Source organism: Gordonia malaquae NBRC 108250 (assembly GCF_000344135.1).
GTDB classification, from domain to species: domain Bacteria; phylum Actinomycetota; class Actinomycetes; order Mycobacteriales; family Mycobacteriaceae; genus Gordonia; species Gordonia malaquae.
This window is the reverse complement of sequence record NZ_BAOP01000015.1, coordinates 1-15,903: the sequence shown is the minus strand read 5'-3', so window position 1 is coordinate 15,903 and position 15,903 is coordinate 1. Positions and strand designations below refer to the sequence as shown.

Sequence of the window (15,903 nt, the reverse complement as noted above, 5' to 3'; positions counted from 1 at the left end):
CGCTGTCATTTCGCGGCAACATTCGGCGCGTTATCGAATTTCAATGCAATACAAAAGTGATCTGTTCACGAAGTCCGGCCGATGCGACCCGGTGAGCAGCCGCCGCGGGCAGCGCGACGAGAACCGGCCCGGGGCGGCCCGAACCGTCGGTCTGGGGGGAGAGCGCGACCGTCGCATCCCGTGCGAGAACGTCACCGTTCTCGGTGAGGAGATCGACGGTGTCGCCCGGCCGGATGAAGGCCGTCGACGACTCGTCCGCGGGCCGCACCGGCACGAGCCGGGCCTGGTCGTCGCCGGTCATCTCGGCGGGCAGACGGGGATCCAGAAGGCGATGACGTGTGATGATCTCCCCCGCGTGGATGGGTCCGGTGACGTGACGGCCGGCTATCGCATTGACGTCGGGAGGGTCGTCGGGCATCAAATCGTGAGGCACCGGTGCCACCCGGACGTCGTCCGCGGTGACGATTTCGCCCGGCTTCAAGTCTCGCGCGGCGACGAGGGCGGTCGGAGAGGTCGGGGTCCGGTTGTCGATGACCGTCAGGACTCCGGCGCCGACCATGAGGAGCGCCGCGACACAACGACGGAATGCGACGGACCTCACCCAGGTGGGGGCGGTGAGTTCTCGGACTCGGTCGATCGGCGTCGGATTGAGGGTGTGTGCACGGCGGTCATCACTCATGTCGGAAATGTACGTCGGGGCGGTATTGTCGAACGGCCCGAGAATCGAGTTGTGGACGAGTGTGTCGAGTTGTTGCCCTCATCCACAGGGGCGGCGTCTGAGAAGGTGGACGTATGGAACAGACGCCTGCGAAAACTGGATCGATTGATCGTTTGAGGGCGTGGGTAGGTGCGGACACCACGGGCGGGGCCCTGTTGATGGCCGCCGCTGTACTCGCTCTCGTGTGGGCCAATTCGCCGTGGCGCGACGCGTACCACGACCTCCTCGCCGTGACAGTCGGCCCCGAATCGATTCACCTGAATCTGACGCTCGCCCAGTGGGCCTCGGACGGTCTGCTCGCGATCTTCTTCTTCGTCGTCGGCGTCGAACTGAAGCAGGAGTTCGTCGCGGGCAGTCTGCGCAATCCGCGGAGTGCGGGGGTGCCGATCGCGGCCGCAGTGGGCGGGATGATCGCCCCGGCTCTGGTCTACGTGGCGATCGTCGGGTCGTTCGAACCGGAGGCGCTGCGCGGCTGGGCGACGCCGACAGCCACCGACATCGCATTTGCGCTCGCGGTCCTCGCCGTCTTCGGCCGAGGCCTTCCGGTGGCCCTGCGGGTGTTCCTGATGACGCTCGCCGTCGTCGACGATCTCCTCGGGATCGCGGTGATCGCCACGGTGTACACCGACTCGATCGATTTTGTGATGCTGGCGGCGGGCCTCGCCTGCGTCGCGGTGTTCGGAGTCGCCGCGAGAATGGCACGGATCCGCGTCTGGGTTCTGATCCCGCTCGCGATCGCCGCCTGGGGCTTCGTGCATTCGTCCGGTGTTCACGCGACCGTGGCGGGCGTGCTGCTGGGCTTCACCGTGCCGGCGATCGCCAGGGAGGGGGAGCGTCATCCGCGAACCGAGTCGATCGGCGAGCGGGTGACCCCCTATTCCACCGCGATAGCCCTGCCGCTGTTCGCATTCGCATCTGCGGGCGTGACCGTTGTCGGGCTCGGGCACATCGTGCAACCGGTGAGTGTGGGCATCTTCGCCGGCCTCGTCGTCGGAAAGGTGATCGGTGTGATGGCGACGGTGGCGATCGTCACCCGGATCACGCCTCTCCGTCTGCCGGACGCCATAGGTCTCCGCGATCTCCTGCCCGTCGGGCTGCTCACCGGCATCGGGTTCACGGTTGCGTTGCTCATCGCTGAGCTGTCGTTCTCCCCGGAGTCGGGCCTGTCTGCCGACCACCAGCCTGCAGCGAAGGTCGGCATTCTCCTCGGGTCGCTCGTCGCCGCGGTCCTCGGCGCGATCCTCCTGCGCTGGGACGCCTCACGGGCACGCTCCGACGACGAGAACCGCGACGGAGTGCCCGACATCGACAAACGAGTCATCTGACTCTTCCGGAAACGCTGTCTCTCACCGTCGGCGGCGGTTTCCGGTCCCACGGCGGGAATCGCCGCCAAAGTTCTCCAGGGCAGACAACGGCAGCCCCTCGACCGATGTCGAGGGGCTGCCGTCAGAGGAACCAGGGGAGTGAGGTCAGACGTCGACCTTCTCCTTCTTCAAAGTCGGCGGAACGTAGGTCTCCCAGAAGGTCGCACCGATGATGCCGAGCTTCTGCGGGTCGAAGACCGGGTCGGCCCCCATCTTCTTCTGCTGCTCGTAGTCGCGGAGCGCCTTGTACGCCGGAGCCTGCAGGATCAGGATGCCGATGATGTTGAGCCACGCCATCGTGCCGACACCGATGTCGCCCAGCGCCCAGGCGTCCTCCGCGGATGCGATCGCACCTGCCAGAACCGACAGGCAGATCACGAGCTGCAGCAGGCGAGTGACGTTTCCGCCGACGGTGTCGGCGAGGAAGCGGAACGGCTTCGTCGCGGCGTTGCCCAGCATGTACCGGAGGTTGGTCTCGGCCATGTAGTAGTAGGCGACGATCGTGGTGAAGCAGAAGAACGCCAACGAGATCGCGACGAACGACGCGCCCGCGCCGTCCCACAGGGTGTCCATGCCCGCCTGCACATACGACGCGCCGGGGCCGTCGCCTGCCACGACGCCGGACTGGTCCAGCACTGCCGACGGGCGCATGATGTCGCCGTCGGCGGACTCGCCCGAGTAGACGCGGTAGGCGCCGGTCGACAAGATCAGGAAGCCGGTGGCCGAGCAGACGAAGAGCGTGTCGATGTAGACGGCGAAAGCCTGGACGAGTCCCTGCTTGGCGGGATGGCTGACCTCGGCTGCCGCCGCCGAGTGCGGTCCGGTGCCCTGGCCCGCCTCGTTCGAGTAGATGCCGCGCTTGACGCCCCACATGATCGCCGAGCCGAGGATCGCACCGAACGCCGCGTCGGCGCCGAAGGCGCTGGAGAAGATCAGGCGCAGGACTTCGGGGATCTCAGAGGCGTTGGCGATGACGACGATGATCGCGATGAGGATGTAGACGATGGCCATGAACGGGACGACGATGCCCGCGAACGTTGCGATGCGCTTCACGCCGCCGATGACGACGAAGGCCAGCAGCAGCATCGTGATGGCGCCTACCAGCCACTTCTCGGTGCCCCAGGCGTTGGCCGCGCCCTCGGCGATGGAGTTCGACTGGATGTTCGGCATCAGGACACCACACGCGATGATCGTGACCGCGGCGAACACCATGCCGTAGATCTTGAACGGCGTCGACGCCTTGGTGTGGGCCAGTGCGCGGCTCAGGTAGTAGGCGGGACCGCCGCGGTACTCGCCGGTCAGCGGATCCTTGACCTTGTAGATCTGGCCGAGGGTGCATTCGACGAACGAGGTCGATGCACCCAGGAAGGCGACAGCCCACATCCAGAACAGCGCGCCCGGTCCGCCGAACGCGATCGCGGTCGCGACGCCGACGATGTTGCCTGCGCCGACACGTCCGGCCAGCGACATCGCGAGGGCCTGGAACGACGAGACGCCCGACTCCGACTTCTCGCCGACGAACATCAGCTTGATCATGTGGCCGAAGTGCCTGACCTGCAGGAAGCGGCTGCGGATCGAGAAGTAGACGCCTGCGCCGAGACACAGGAAGATCAGGCCTCTACTCCATATCCATTCGTTTGCGGTGGCGAGCAGTTCGCTCATCAAGGCTCCATGTTCGGTGGTGTTCGTAGGTGTGGACGACCACCAGAATGGCATGACGTGGGTCACAATTCCCAAATCTCCGGGATGTTGCCGCCTGTCGGGCTGGCACTCGGAATGACGGAGTGCCAGGACCGGTTACACTGAGTGTTCTGACCGACCGGAGGTTTCCCGTGCCAACCTACAGCTATGCGTGCACCGTGTGCGACAACAAATTCGACATCGTGCAGTCGTTCTCGGACGATTCGCTGACAGTCTGCCCCGAATGCGGTGGCAAACTGCGGAAGCTGTTCAACTCGGTCGGCGTCGTCTTCAAGGGAAGTGGTTTCTACCGCACCGACTCCCGCTCGGGATCGGGCTCGCTGCCCGCCGCGTCGTCGACGTCGGACTCGAGCAGCAGCTCCACCTCATCCGACTCCGGCGCGGCGAGCGCCTGACTCGGCTCACGGGTGCGGCGTGCGGAGGAACCCGCCGCCTGGCGTGAGGACCCAGTCGACGGGGACGTCGTTCGGTTCCTGCGGGATCGAGTCGAGTAGTTCGTCGTCGTACACGACGGCGATGATCGGCGCGTGCGTGGCGGCCAGCGTCCTGTCGTAGTAGCCCGCACCGCGCCCTAGTCGACCGCCCGCACGGTCTGCGCCGATCGCCGGTACCAGGATCGCCCGCGCATCGGCCACCGCCTCGACGCCGAGAGAGTCGGCGGGTTCGAGGAGATCCCACCGTCCGCGGACGAGAGCATCCTCGCCGCGGAACTCACCCCAGTGCAGCGCAGTCGGCTCGCCGGGAGGGACCACGGGTAGCAGTACACGCAGACCGCGGTCGACGAGTGCCTCGAGCATCGCGGTCCCGCCGGGTTCGTCACCGACTGCGACGTAAGCGGCGACGGTGTCGCCCGGGGCCACCGGGACCGGCAACGCGTACATCCACTCGGCCAATTCGGCGTTCACTTGCGCGATCACGAACGGGGACATCCGTCCGCGTGCGGCAAGCAGGTCGGCCCTTCGGTCCTTCTTCATCGCAGTCACGATGTCGGTGCCCTCTCAGCGAACGTCCAGTGGTGCGTGGCCGATCCTGCCAGAACCAGCCTTTAGAATCGGAACCATGTCCAATCCCGTCTCGTCCTCGTCCGGTGCGATCGGTCAACCTCGCATCCCGCACACCGCAGTGGTGCCCGCGGCCGGCCTTGGGACCCGATTCCTGCCCGCCACCAAGACGGTTCCCAAAGAACTGCTTCCCGTGGTCGATACGCCCGGCATCGAACTCGTCGCCGAGGAGGCCAAGTCGGCAGGCGCCGAACGGCTCCTCGTGGTGACCTCACCCGGCAAGGACGGCGTCGTCGCGCACTTCGTCGAAGACCTCGTTCTCGAGCACACGCTGGCCTCTCGCGGCAAGGAAGCGATGCTCGCCAAGGTGCGGAACGCGCCGTCCCTGCTCGAAGTGGCGTCCGTGATCCAAGACCAGCCGCTCGGCCTGGGACACGCAGTCGGCTGCGTGGAACCTCAGCTCGCCGACGACGAGGACGCCGTCGCCGTGCTCCTTCCCGACGACCTCGTCTTGCCCGGGGGCGTGCTCGGCCGCATGGCGCAGACACGAGCGCGCTACGGCGGCAGCGTGTTGTGCGCGATCGAGGTTCCCGACGAGAAGATCAGTGCGTACGGCGTCTTCGACGTCGAGGACGCCGATCCAGTGTCGCCCGACGTTAAGCGGGTTCGCGGAATGGTCGAGAAGCCACCGGCAGACCAGGCGCCGTCGAATCTCGCAGCCGCAGGCCGCTACATTCTCGACCGCAAGATCTTCGACGCGCTGCGCGAGATCACGCCGGGTGCCGGCGGCGAACTGCAGCTCACCGACGCCATCGCTCTGCTCATCGAGAAGGGCGAACCGGTTCACGTGGTGGTGCACCGCGGCACCCGCCACGACCTCGGCAATCCCGGCGGGTACTTGAAGGCTGCCGTCGACTTCGCGCTGGACCGCGACGACTACGGTCCGGAACTGCGCGCGTGGCTGCAGGACCGGCTCGCCCAGAGCTGAACTCCGCGCGCCTGCACCGGTCCCACGGTTGTGGGCATTACCCTGGCGGGGCCAGGACACGACAGGAGAGACGATGCGATCGGTCGAGGACCATTTGAGCCTCGTGACTGCGTCAGTGGTGGCACCGCGGCCGATCCAGGTCGCGATCTCCGAAGCGCAGGGACTGCTGTGCGCGGAGGAAGTGGTCACCACTGATCCGCTGCCGGGGTTCGACCAGGCCGCCATCGACGGTTACGCGGTGCGTGCGGTCGACGTGGCGTTGGCAGGCGCCGATGAACCCGACGACACCGCCGACCTCGACGACGAACCCGTCGATGTCAGTGTGCTCGAGGGATCGGGTCGACTCGTGGTCCGTCTGCCGGTCGTCGGCGACGTCGAACCCGGGTCGCGCACGCCCACCAGGCTGCAGCCGGGCCAGGCGGTTCGGGTGGAGACAGGCGCTCCGTTGCCGACTCTCGCCGACGCCGTGGTGCCGCACCGATGGACCGACGGCGACGATGATCGGGTGATGATCGGCCACTCCGTGGAGAGCGGCGACTACGTGCGGCGTGTCGGTGACGACGTTCAGCCAGGAGACGTCGCGGTCCGGACCGGTACGGTCATCGGGGCTGCTCAAGTCGGCCTGCTCGCAGCTGTCGGCCGCGCACGGGTGCTTGTCCATCCGCGTCCGCGAGTGGCGGTCATCGCGGTCGGCAGTGAACTCGTCGACATCGACCGTGATCCGGGTCCCGGTCAGGTGTTCGACGTCAACAGTTATGCACTCGCCGCGGCCGCCCGTGATGCGGGTGCAGAGGTTCATCGTGTCGGGATCGCCGACCGCGATCCGGACCGACTCCGCGAAGTGGTGGAGGCGCAGACCATCCGCGCCGAGATCGTGGTGATCTGCGGTGCCGTCGGCGGCGCCGCGTCGCGCATGGTGACCGAGACGCTCGCCGGGCTCGGTGATCTCGAAGTGGGTCGTGTGGGCATGCATCCCGGCTCTGTTCAGGGGTTCGGGCGCCTCGGCCGTGACGAGATCCCGACCTTCCTCCTGCCGTCGAATCCGGTGAGCGCCCTCGTCACGTTCGAGGTGATGGTCCGACCGCTGATCCGCATCGCGCTCGGCAAGAGGCAACCGATGCGTCGGACGGTCACCGCACGCTCGATCGGACCGATCGCGTCCGTCGAAGGCCGACGCGGCTTCCTGCGAGGTCAGCTGATGCGCGACGAGCGGTCCGGCGAGTACCTGGTCCAGGTGATCGGGGAGTCGGAGTCGGGCACGTCGCATCTGCTCGCGGAGTTGGCAGAGGCGAACTGCCTGATCGTGATCCCGGAGGACGTCGAAGACGTGAACACCGGTGACCGTGTCGAGGTGTCGTTCCTGGCCGAGCGCGGCTGACCGCGAACCCGGACGAATAGACTCACAGACGTGTTCTCTTGGCTGGTCGACTCTGCGAAGCATCCCGGCTGGCCGTCAACGCTCGGGCCGGTGCGCCTGCACGCGGGTCTGCTGACCCTCCGGCCGGTGAGGATGCGCGACGGCAACACCTGGAGTCGACTCCGCATCAGCAATCAGAACGAACTCCTCCCATGGGAGCCGACCGGCGTCGGCCAGTGGGAGCGTCGCCATCAGGCATCCGCGTGGGCGCCCCTTCATTCCGTCCTCAAGAGCGAAGCTCGACGCGGAGTGATGCTTCCGTACGTCATCGAACTGGACGGTCGGTACGTCGGCCAGCTCACCGTCGGCAACATTCAACGGGGTGCGGTGCTGAGCGCGTGGATCGGCTACTGGGTGGATCGAGAACACACCGGACGCGGAATCGCGCAAGCGGCCGTCGCGCTCGGCGTGGACCATTGCTTCGGGCCGGTCGGGCTGCATCGCCTCGACGCGACGGTCCAGCCGGACAACGTCGCATCGCAGGCGGTGCTGAAAGCGATCGGCTTCCGTGAAGAGGGTCTGCTGAAGCGGTACATGGACGTGAATTCACGTTGGCGCGACCACCTGCTGTTCGCGATGACGTCGGACGAGGTGGTCGGCAGTGCCGTCGACGGTCTCGTCCGATCGGGGCGCGCGTTGGGTCGAGTGTGAACCTCACCGCGTCTCGCTGTGGCTGATGTGATTACTGTGAATCCTGTGATTTCGCTGGTGTTGCGGCGCGCCGCCGGGACTGAAAGCCCAAGCGTCCCTAGGGTGTCCAGTGGAGACTCGTCACTCGACTCGAAGAAGGAGGTCGCCCGACATGCCTAACTCCTCCGTGCTGTGGGTGTTCCTGATCGTGGTCTGGCTGTTCGTGCTGGTGCCGATGGTGCTGCGTGGCAGGCCGGAGGCTCGCAAATCGACTGCTACGGCCGCGCAGACCCGTGTGGTGCACCGTGGCGGCAGTCGTGGGGCCGCCGCGCGTCGTCGCGCCACGCAGGCGCGATCGACTCGCGCCGAGGGCGCAGCGAAGCGCCTGGCCGAACGGAAAGCGGCCGCCGAAGCCGCGTCCGAGTCGACTGACGACGCCGTCGACGAGACCCCTGACGACCTCGTGACCGACGCCGACGCCGAAGTTCTGGACGCCGAGATCGTTGATGACGAGACCGTTGACGACGCGACCGACGCGGCAGCCGACGTCGATTCCGACGTACTCGATGCCGAGATCGACGAGACGGGGACCGATGACGCGGCGGTCGACGAGACCGATCTCGACGAAGCCGCCGACGAGAAGCCCGTCACCCTGCGCGCCGAAGCCGAGAGTCCGCTCGAGGTGACCGACGTGTTCGAGCCGGTGGGCGTCGACGTGGTCGACATCGACCGGGCCCAGGCTGCACGTGCCGACGTGGTGACACCGCACGACGAGGACGATGATCTCGACGACTCCGATGCCGCGTTCGACATCCTCGACGACGAGGAGGACGTCGAATCGGCGGAGGCGGAGGCCGACGACAACGACCATGTCGCTCCCACGCCGCGCGCGATGCGGGGCACCGGCGGCTACGGACCGGGACGAGCGCAGGACTATGACGAGGCCTCGTACCGCGAGCGGCGCCGAGTGCTGGCGACGTTGACCGTGCTGACGACCGCTGCCATCGTGTCGGCGTTCTTCATCCAGCCGCTCGGCTACGTCGCGGCGGGTGTGATGGTCGCAGTCTTCGCCATGTATCTCGTGTTCCTCCGTCGCGCTGTTCGGGCCGACCAGATCCGTCATGCGCAGCGCATGGCGCGGCAGCGTCGTCGGCGAGCCGAGGACGAGCGTGTGGAGCGTGTCCACGCCGAACCGGGTTACGTCGCGCCGCCTGCCCGCTTGCGTCGTCCCGGCGGGGCGATCGTCCTCGAGATCGACGACGGGGATCCGGCGTTCGAGCACCTCCCGACGTACGACTTCGCCTACCGCGAGGACTACGGCACCGACTACGACGACGTCGCTCACCGCACTGCCGTCTGACCCTGGCCGACGGGCGCGCGACAAGCGCGCACACGGGCTCGGTGCTCTACGCTGGACACATGGCTGAGGACACGCAGTGGTACTACCAGATCTCGACTGGCGCGGTCACCCAGGGCAAGGTCGGAGACGTCTTCGACCGCATGGGGCCGTACCCCGATGAGGCGTCGGCGCGTCGCGCGCTCGAGATCGCAGCGGCGCGTAACGCGGCCGCCGACGCTCAGGACTCGGACGACGACTGATGGCGTTGACTGACGCCCGACTGGTTGCTGTTCTCGACCGGACGGTTGCGTCGATCGATCAGATCCTCGACGTCCTGGCGACCGCTGACGTCTTCGACTTGAAGCGGCGATCCTGCGTGCTCTCAGCCGTCGATTGGCCCGGCACCAGGGGCTGGAACGAGCTCTCGATGAACGAGCGCGCTGACTGGTGGGTCACTCGAGTCGGTGCGGTGACCACGACGGCGGTGGCGTTTCCCGGGATGTTCGGTGTCTGGGCTCGCTGGCTGCCGATCGGCGCGTATCTCGGCGTCGCAGGCCAAGCGTTGGTGCTGAGGGCGGTGTCGCGCGAGTACGGCGTCGACACGCGTGAGGCGGGCGTGGTGATGCTCGGTGAGATCCTCTTCAAGCGCGACCTCTCGCCGGTGGTCGCCGGGCTCGACGACGGGGGCGATCCGATCGTCGCCCCGGATGCCGACAGCGTGGTCGAGGTGACGGTCGGTATCGGCCGGACCCTCTACGATCTGTCATCGGCGTTGGGCGCGCGACCGGGACCTCCCGCTGTGGCTCGTTGGGCGTCGATGGTGCCGCTGATCGGCGGTCCGATCACATACATCGGCGAGCGGATTGCTCTTCGACACGCTGTTGACGCGGGCCGGAGATGGATCGTCGAGCATCCGACGACGGTGAAGGCGCCTGCGGTCGGTCACTGACCATCGGGAGCGAGGCTGTCGAAGCGACGTTCTACGACGCGGTACTGCCCCGACTCGTTCCGTTGATAGGCGATCCGACCTGTGCTGGTGGTGTGGCTGGAGACGGTGGTCCAGATGGTTTCCGTGGTCATGCCAACCACGATGATGCAATGAGTCAGATCAGATCAACCATTACACCTTCAGGCGTGCCCTGGATCGGTGGCGGCTGACGGCGTCGGTGTTGCCGCATCGTGCACTGCAGTATGTGCGCCTGCCGTTTCGGCTGGTGTCCACGAAGACCCGATCGCAGTCCGAGCGCGCGCAGGCGCCGAGTCGTCGTCCGCCTGCCTCGACGGTGAAGACGGCGAGTCCGCCGGAGGTCACGGCCATCACGCGGCTCACCACGTCGCTGTCGTCGGGCGCGAAATGCAGGTGGGGGCCGAAATGCCCGTGGGTGGTCAGGTACACCTGACCGGCGCCGTCGACGAGCAAGGCATTGATCGCGTCGCAGGTGGCGTCCTCGTCGACCGCTTCGAACACGGTACGCAGGCGCACGGCCCATCGTCGTAGTTCGGCGAGCCCGCCGTCGTCGAAGTCTGGCCGTCGGATCGTGTGTTGGGCGAAGACCGCTCCGACACTCTGGGCCGACCACCCTTCGCCGATGAGGTTGACCAAGTCCGCCGATAGCAGCGGACCGGTCATGTTGTCATGGTCGAAGCTCACTGGACCATTTCACCATGCCGCAGGGTCGACGGCGGTCAGCCTCGGCGCAGGCTGCGAGTGAGCCACGCGGACAGCGGCGGTTCGAGATGCCGGAGATCGGTGACGTCGGGGTCGTCGAGGGCGTCGGATGCGAGCTGGCGGAGCGCGTAGACCATCGCGAGGAACACGCTGGTCGGAAGATCCGGGTCGAGCGACGGATCGAGTTCGGCGAGGCGGCGATGCTCGTCTCGTAGAACGGTGGCGATGAACCCGAGTGCGTCGCGTCGTCGTCGACGGGATGCCGGCCCCGCGGCGTCGAATTCGAGTTGGAAGGTGCGGGCGACGACGAGGTCGAACTGGAGCGCTTCGAGGTACGACAGGATGACCGTCGGAACCTCGTGGCTCACGTCGGTCGCGCGGAGTCGTTCGGTCATCGTGCTGACGAGCACGGTGATGAACCGCTGGTAGGCGGCGTCCGCGCAATCGTCGAGATTGTCGAAGCACTCGTAGAAGGCGGTGCGCGACATGCTGCTGCGTGCGACCACGTCGCGGACCCCGACTGCGTGATACCCCCGGGCCGCCACCAACTCCGTGTACGCGATCATGAGCCGCTCGCGTTGGATGGTCTGCACTTCGTCTCGTGTCAGCCCGTGGGGGCCGCGGGGCAGCCGTTGGGGCGTGGTGAAGAAGGCCCCCTCGGTGATCCGCGGGATGTCGGGATTTTGTGGACTGGCACTCATCTGAAAGGCTCCGTGTATAAAGTAACGCTGCGTACTTTACTCGTTGGTCGTCATAGGGAAGGGGAACGTCGGTGTTCTCAAAGGTAGTCGGGCGGGGCAAGACTCTCGCCGCGATGGTCACCATTGTCGCGGTGGTCGGAGGGGGAGTCCTCGCACCGGAGGCGTCGGCGTCGCCCACAGCGCCGCTCACCGCGACATCGATGATGTCGACGGTGCGCGACCTCGTGGACATGGGGCCGCGTACAACGGGGTCGCCCGCGGGGCGTCGTGCGTCCGACTACGTCGCGCAGCGGTTTCGCGACGCAGGACTGACCGACGTGCATTTCGAGGAGGTCACGTCGTACGACTGGAAGCCCTCGAACGCAGGTCTGCGTGTCGGCGCCACTGCGGTCGACGCCTTCCCCGTATCGCACTCCTTCATTCCCGCCGACGCCGGACCTGGGGTGCGGTCGACCGGAGCGAACGGACTGACCGCGCCGGTCGTCGACATCGGTCGCGGCAAGATCGACGGCCGCAATGTGCGCGGCAAGATCGTCATGTTCGATCTCGCGTTCATGCTGCCGACCGCGGGACTGCTTCCGTTGGCCGAGTACATCAACGATCCCGACGGCACCACGTTCGACCCCGACGTCATGTTGAGCGCGAACCCGTACCTGACTTCTCTCGAGTCGACGATTCGTGCTGCTCAGAACGGTGGTGCCGTCGGTTTCGTCGGTGTTCTCAGTGACTACTTCAACTCGAACCGCTACCACAACGAGTACTACCGCCAGCTGGCCATGCGGATCCCGGGCATGTGGGTCACGCGGTCGGCGGGCGCGCGGATGCGGGGCCTGCTCGCCAAGAACCGGAACCGTGCGCGGATCGACCTGACCGTGACCCGCAGTGCAGTCACCGGCCGGACTGTCATCGGCATGCTGCCGGGTGCGACGACCGACACGGTGATAGTGCAGTCGCACCACGACTCCGTGACCACTGGCGCCGTCGAGGACGCCACCGGTACCGCCGAGGTGATCGCGCTCGCCGAACACTACGGCCGCCTCGCGCGCACTCCGGGCAAGCGTCCGCGACGCAAGAGCATGATGTTCGCGACGTTCGACACCCACTTCACCGGGTACCAGTCGCATCAGGCGTTCGTCGACAAGTACATCGTGCGTAAGCAGTCCAAGTGGAACATCGTCGCCAACACCACGATCGAGCACGTGGGGCGCCGCGCCAAGCGTGCATCGAACGGTCAGCTCGTCACCACTGATCAGCCGGAGACGAAGGGGCTGTTCGAGAACGTCAACCTCGCACTGAAGGCTGATCTCGCGTCGTCGTTGACGCGGAACAACGTGCGGTCGACGACGATGCTGAACGCCGCTCCGTTCCAGCTCATCCAGATGGGCATCCCGACCGACGCGTCGTTCCTGCTGGTCGCCGGGGTGCCAGTGGTCAGTTTCATCTCCGGCCCGCTGTACATGTACGACGACGCCGACACCATCGACAAGGTCGACGTGGGGCAGATGGCGCCCGTCGCGCGCTTCTTCCGCGACACCCTTGACAAGCTGGATCGTGAGCCCGGCCGCGCCATCGGATTGATTCCGGGTTCACGATGATTCGCGCGGCGGCGGGTGTGGTGGCGGCAGCCCTTGTCGTGTCGCTTGTCGGGGCCGGATCTTCGGACGCATCGCCGGTGGTGCTCACTGAGCGGGTCGTGACTGATCCCGTCGTCGCGTTGCCTGCCGCTGCGTCGACCACTGTGATCCGATACCGATCGACATCGGTGCGAGGGCGTCCGACCACGATGTCGGCCACCCTCCTGCTGCCGCGCTCGAAGCCTCCGACAGCGGGGTGGCTGCTGGCGGTGTGGAGTCACATGACTGTCGGTGGCGCCGACAGATGTGCACCGTCGGTCGCGCGGCGGGGTGATCCGGAGCTGCCGCACATGACGTCGGGCGACCAGATCGTCGGAAGACTGCTGCGTGCAGGCTTCGCCGTGGTCAGGCCCGACTTCGAGGGCATCGGAAGCCCCGGTCCGCATCCGTATCTGATCGGGTCGTCGTTGGCCACATCGGTGATCGACGCTGCGGCGGCGGTTGTCGCATTCGATCGGCGGATCGGGCACGAGGTTGTTGTCGCAGGCCATTCCGAGGGAGCGGTGGCGTCCCTGTTCGCGGCGGCACAACCGGCGTCGCGGTGGGGGAGTCTGCGGCTCAAGGCGGTTGCTGCGGTGACCCCGCCGACTCAGATGGGGGCGATCGTCGACTCCGTTGCCCAGTCGCCGGTCGGCGGCGGTCTCGGTCTCATCGCCGACCTGACCGGGCTCGCTGCGCTGCTGGTGTCGGGGGCGTCGGCTGCCGACCCCGCTTTTGAGCAGTTGGCGCGCGACGGTGGGCTGAGTAGGCGTGCGCTCACGCTGATGCGCCACATCGACGACCGGTGTTACGGCGGACTGACGGCGGACGACTCGTTCGGCGGCATGGCGCCGTCGGCGATGCTCGGTCCGCGAGGTGCACGCCTGAAGTCTGAACTCGTCCGCATAGTCGAGGCCAACGACGTGGCAGGGCTGCGGCTTCCGGTTGGCCTGCCTGTCCGGATCGATGCAGGCTACGTCGACGGAGTAGCGCCGTACCCGCTTGTCGCGGGGCTGGTCGACACCTACCGCTCACGTGGATCGCAGGTCGCGTTCGTCGGCCATCCGGCAGGGCACACGCCCGTTCCGACCTCACAAGGGGCTGCGGAATCGATTGCGGCGTGGTTGGTTCGGCGCGGTCGATGACCTGGCGGACTCTGCCCGCCAAGGCATCGTGGGCCTTCTCACGGATCTGGGGATAGTCGAACTCTCGACCTACGTGCGGGCGTTCTTTGAACTCCGCAAACACGCCGCGGCGGCAGACCATGCGACCGCTCAACTGGAAGGCGTCAGGTGATTGGAGCACTACTTCATTGAAACATTGGTGGCTGGCGGCTGCCCATTGCAAATGGGTGACTTCATTTGCTTGGCCTTCCAAGTTTCAAAGCTTGGTGACGTGATCTTATCATTAGTCTTTGTTCCGTCGACTGCGTACACATATGCCTGAACTGGCTCGCAAAAGAATACCGCTGCCACAATAAAGGAGTTGCTGACAGCTTCTTCGCCTAGCTCGGAGGATTTCTCGAGCACGATGTCTGTCACAGAGTTCGTGGAGAACGATGTTACTTTCACGCCGTGGTCGAATCCCCAGAAGTTGCGTTCGAGTTCACCGACGGACTTGCCTTCCAGAGATGAACCTTTGAGAACGTTCTGTGTTGATGGCGGCGGCGTGTCCGGAGGTGTTTGCTGTGTGTCGGAACACCCGCTGATTAGAGTGGCGCTGATGGTCAGTGCGGCGGATATAGATGAGATCTTTCTCACTTGGAAACTCCGTTTGTTTGGCGCAGGGCACGTTGACCCTGAGCAAGGACTGAACAGTCCTGGTCCGGTCGAAGATCTTGATTAGGCCACCTCGGGTGTCGAGGCGAGGTCCTGACGGTAATGCTTCTCGTGCTCGGTCGGCGAGGTGTACCCGATCGACGATCTCCGCAGTCGGCGGTCGACCTCCGCCGCTGCGAAAAACGCTGACGCCGTCCTCAAAATCTCGTTGGCTCTTCGCAATTCAGCATTCTCCCTCCGGAGAGCCTCCAGCTCCGCCGAGACATTCGAGCCCGATTCTGCATCGCCTGGGACGCCGGCTGCTTCCCAGCCGATGGGCCTCATCCTGGTCGACCGGTCGACGATGCCGGTGTTCCTGTCACTCGCCTCGTCGACATCGTGGATTGGTGTCGGTCTCTGGTTGGCCTGACCCCAGCACGACAACACCCCCCGGCTTCCGTATCACGCGGAAGTCGGGGGCTCTTGTCGTCACCGAAGCAGCCAGCGCCAACTGGAGATGCTCAGGTTCGAAACGATCGATGCAGGTCCCAAATTCCGGGCTCTACGATCATTTCAGCATCGGTCCCTATCGGGAAGGTGTTGACGAGACAATTGCTGGCCGCTCAGTTCTCTGAACCAGCTCCAAGGATCTTTCCCGCGGTATCCCACAGTTCATCCTGGTCGATTGACCCCCGCGGATACCCGATCTGGATGAATGCTCGATCTGAGTCGAGTGACCAAACTTCAGTTTCGTCGTCCTTACGAGTGGTGAATGCGAACTCGCCTAGCCTTTCGCGATCCCGTTCCGGCACTCGAGCCACAGTAAACATCGGTGCTCGATAGATCTCATTCTGATTGTTGAAATCCGCAGCGGTGACTGGGCGCGTCCGCTGAACTGCCCGAATCCAGGCGGACTGTCCCGACAGCTCGCCAGCCCCGTGCATATTGACGCATATTAGAGTTGTCGAGTCTATGTCCTCTTCTTTGCACTGGCGAAGATATGGG

At 65.8% G+C, this 15,903-nt stretch carries 19 protein-coding genes and 1 pseudogene; 11 read left to right on the top strand and 9 right to left on the bottom strand.

Translation table 11 applies throughout. The annotated features are described in order from the left end of the window. Positions 1-40: 40 nt before the first annotated feature. On the bottom strand, positions 41-679 hold the full coding sequence (locus GM1_RS11445) for an SAF domain-containing protein (protein WP_040519961.1): 639 nt from the start codon (positions 677-679) through the stop codon (positions 41-43). 113 nt (positions 680-792) lie between these two features. Here GM1_RS11445 and nhaA point away from each other — a divergent pair, with 113 nt between their 5' ends. Then, complete coding sequence (gene nhaA / locus GM1_RS11440) at positions 793-2,043, top strand: Na+/H+ antiporter NhaA (protein WP_008378987.1); 1,251 nt, start codon at positions 793-795, stop codon at positions 2,041-2,043. A 144-nt stretch (positions 2,044-2,187) separates the two neighbouring features. Here the strand turns inward: nhaA and GM1_RS11435 are convergent, their stop codons facing one another. Beyond that, on the bottom strand, positions 2,188-3,744 hold the full coding sequence (locus GM1_RS11435) for an alanine/glycine:cation symporter family protein (protein WP_008378985.1): 1,557 nt from the start codon (positions 3,742-3,744) through the stop codon (positions 2,188-2,190). A gap of 170 nt (positions 3,745-3,914) precedes the next feature. Here GM1_RS11435 and GM1_RS11430 point away from each other — a divergent pair, with 170 nt between their 5' ends. Continuing rightward, a complete protein-coding gene (locus GM1_RS11430; RefSeq protein ID WP_008378983.1) occupies positions 3,915-4,178 on the top strand; it encodes an FmdB family zinc ribbon protein in 264 nt (87 codons plus the stop codon). Positions 4,179-4,184: 6 nt separating this feature from the next. Here GM1_RS11430 and GM1_RS11425 read toward each other — a convergent pair whose 3' ends face one another. Then, entirely contained in the window at positions 4,185-4,766 is a 582-nt protein-coding gene (locus tag GM1_RS11425) for a 5-formyltetrahydrofolate cyclo-ligase (RefSeq protein WP_008378981.1), read from the bottom strand. 76 nt (positions 4,767-4,842) lie between these two features. On the opposite strand from GM1_RS11425, the gene GM1_RS11420 reads away from it, so the two are divergent. From GM1_RS11420 to GM1_RS11395, 6 genes are all read left to right on the top strand, one after another. Further along, the gene (locus GM1_RS11420; protein ID WP_008378979.1) at positions 4,843-5,772 is read left to right on the top strand and encodes a UTP--glucose-1-phosphate uridylyltransferase; all 930 of its coding nucleotides are present in this window, start codon (positions 4,843-4,845) and stop codon (positions 5,770-5,772) included. A 73-nt stretch (positions 5,773-5,845) separates the two neighbouring features. Beyond that, positions 5,846-7,150, top strand: a complete 1,305-nt coding sequence (gene glp, locus GM1_RS11415; RefSeq protein ID WP_008378976.1) for a molybdotransferase-like divisome protein Glp — start codon at positions 5,846-5,848, stop codon at positions 7,148-7,150. A 30-nt stretch (positions 7,151-7,180) separates the two neighbouring features. Then, entirely contained in the window at positions 7,181-7,840 is a 660-nt protein-coding gene (locus tag GM1_RS11410; RefSeq protein WP_008378974.1) for a GNAT family N-acetyltransferase, read from the top strand. A 151-nt stretch (positions 7,841-7,991) separates the two neighbouring features. Next, positions 7,992-9,179 carry a divisome protein SepX/GlpR gene (gene sepX / locus GM1_RS11405; protein WP_008378972.1) on the top strand — a complete coding sequence of 396 codons (1,188 nt, stop codon included), beginning with the start codon at positions 7,992-7,994 and terminating at the stop codon, positions 9,177-9,179. A 59-nt stretch (positions 9,180-9,238) separates the two neighbouring features. Next, entirely contained in the window at positions 9,239-9,418 is a 180-nt protein-coding gene (locus GM1_RS11400) for a hypothetical protein (RefSeq protein WP_040519957.1), read from the top strand. Continuing rightward, complete coding sequence (locus GM1_RS11395) at positions 9,418-10,107, top strand: hypothetical protein (protein ID WP_008378968.1); 690 nt, start codon at positions 9,418-9,420, stop codon at positions 10,105-10,107. Before GM1_RS11400 ends, GM1_RS11395 begins: the two co-directional genes overlap by 1 nt. Here GM1_RS11395 and GM1_RS22310 read toward each other — a convergent pair. Genes GM1_RS22310 through GM1_RS11385 form a run of 3 tightly spaced genes read right to left on the bottom strand, consistent with a single transcriptional unit; the run spans position 10,101 to position 11,528 of the window. Beyond that, a complete protein-coding gene (locus tag GM1_RS22310; RefSeq protein ID WP_157435967.1) occupies positions 10,101-10,238 on the bottom strand; it encodes a hypothetical protein in 138 nt (45 codons plus the stop codon). The genes GM1_RS11395 and GM1_RS22310 overlap by 7 nt on opposite strands. A 40-nt stretch (positions 10,239-10,278) precedes the next feature. Beyond that, the gene (locus GM1_RS11390) at positions 10,279-10,788 is read right to left on the bottom strand and encodes a CGNR zinc finger domain-containing protein (protein WP_223291324.1); all 510 of its coding nucleotides are present in this window, start codon (positions 10,786-10,788) and stop codon (positions 10,279-10,281) included. Between the two features lie 56 nt (positions 10,789-10,844). Next, on the bottom strand, positions 10,845-11,528 hold the full coding sequence (locus GM1_RS11385) for a TetR/AcrR family transcriptional regulator (RefSeq protein WP_008378964.1): 684 nt from the start codon (positions 11,526-11,528) through the stop codon (positions 10,845-10,847). Positions 11,529-11,599: 71 nt separating this feature from the next. On the opposite strand from GM1_RS11385, the gene GM1_RS11380 reads away from it, so the two are divergent. The 3 genes from GM1_RS11380 to GM1_RS23140 are packed head-to-tail and all read left to right on the top strand — an operon-like array spanning position 11,600 to position 14,437. Continuing rightward, the gene (locus GM1_RS11380) at positions 11,600-13,123 is read left to right on the top strand and encodes a M28 family peptidase (RefSeq protein ID WP_008378963.1); all 1,524 of its coding nucleotides are present in this window, start codon (positions 11,600-11,602) and stop codon (positions 13,121-13,123) included. Further along, the gene (locus GM1_RS11375) at positions 13,120-14,286 is read left to right on the top strand and encodes a lipase family protein (protein WP_008378961.1); all 1,167 of its coding nucleotides are present in this window, start codon (positions 13,120-13,122) and stop codon (positions 14,284-14,286) included. The genes GM1_RS11380 and GM1_RS11375 overlap by 4 nt, the downstream gene beginning before the upstream one ends. Before the next feature lie 28 nt (positions 14,287-14,314). Further along, entirely contained in the window at positions 14,315-14,437 is a 123-nt protein-coding gene (locus tag GM1_RS23140) for a hypothetical protein (protein ID WP_280512941.1), read from the top strand. Positions 14,438-14,445: 8 nt separating this feature from the next. Here GM1_RS23140 and GM1_RS22615 read toward each other — a convergent pair whose 3' ends face one another. The 3 genes and pseudogenes from GM1_RS22615 to GM1_RS22755 all read right to left on the bottom strand — a co-directional run. Continuing rightward, the gene (locus GM1_RS22615; protein ID WP_008378958.1) at positions 14,446-14,901 is read right to left on the bottom strand and encodes a hypothetical protein; all 456 of its coding nucleotides are present in this window, start codon (positions 14,899-14,901) and stop codon (positions 14,446-14,448) included. 148 nt (positions 14,902-15,049) lie between these two features. Then, positions 15,050-15,177, bottom strand: a pseudogene (locus tag GM1_RS22305) (IS3 family transposase); the annotation flags it as partial. A 344-nt stretch (positions 15,178-15,521) separates the two neighbouring features. Continuing rightward, on the bottom strand, positions 15,522-15,903 hold a 382-nt coding region (locus tag GM1_RS22755), incomplete at its 5' end, for a hypothetical protein (RefSeq protein ID WP_217997949.1).

What these genes read in the sequence shown, in the direction of transcription:
- GM1_RS11445 (WP_040519961.1), bottom strand. Translation starts at nt 679, where the DNA reads ATGAGTGATGACCGCCGTGCACACACCCTCAATCCGACGCCGATCGAC.
- nhaA (WP_008378987.1), top strand. Translation starts at nt 793, where the DNA reads ATGGAACAGACGCCTGCGAAAACTGGATCGATTGATCGTTTGAGGGCG.
- GM1_RS11435 (WP_008378985.1), bottom strand. Translation starts at nt 3,744, where the DNA reads ATGAGCGAACTGCTCGCCACCGCAAACGAATGGATATGGAGTAGAGGC.
- GM1_RS11420 (WP_008378979.1), top strand. Translation starts at nt 4,843, where the DNA reads ATGTCCAATCCCGTCTCGTCCTCGTCCGGTGCGATCGGTCAACCTCGC.
- glp (WP_008378976.1), top strand. Translation starts at nt 5,846, where the DNA reads ATGCGATCGGTCGAGGACCATTTGAGCCTCGTGACTGCGTCAGTGGTG.
- sepX (WP_008378972.1), top strand. Translation starts at nt 7,992, where the DNA reads ATGCCTAACTCCTCCGTGCTGTGGGTGTTCCTGATCGTGGTCTGGCTG.
- GM1_RS11400 (WP_040519957.1), top strand. Translation starts at nt 9,239, where the DNA reads ATGGCTGAGGACACGCAGTGGTACTACCAGATCTCGACTGGCGCGGTC.
- GM1_RS11395 (WP_008378968.1), top strand. Translation starts at nt 9,418, where the DNA reads ATGGCGTTGACTGACGCCCGACTGGTTGCTGTTCTCGACCGGACGGTT.
- GM1_RS22310 (WP_157435967.1), bottom strand. Translation starts at nt 10,238, where the DNA reads ATGACCACGGAAACCATCTGGACCACCGTCTCCAGCCACACCACCAGC.
- GM1_RS11390 (WP_223291324.1), bottom strand. Translation starts at nt 10,788, where the DNA reads ATGACCGGTCCGCTGCTATCGGCGGACTTGGTCAACCTCATCGGCGAA.
- GM1_RS11385 (WP_008378964.1), bottom strand. Translation starts at nt 11,528, where the DNA reads ATGAGTGCCAGTCCACAAAATCCCGACATCCCGCGGATCACCGAGGGG.
- GM1_RS11375 (WP_008378961.1), top strand. Translation starts at nt 13,120, where the DNA reads ATGATTCGCGCGGCGGCGGGTGTGGTGGCGGCAGCCCTTGTCGTGTCG.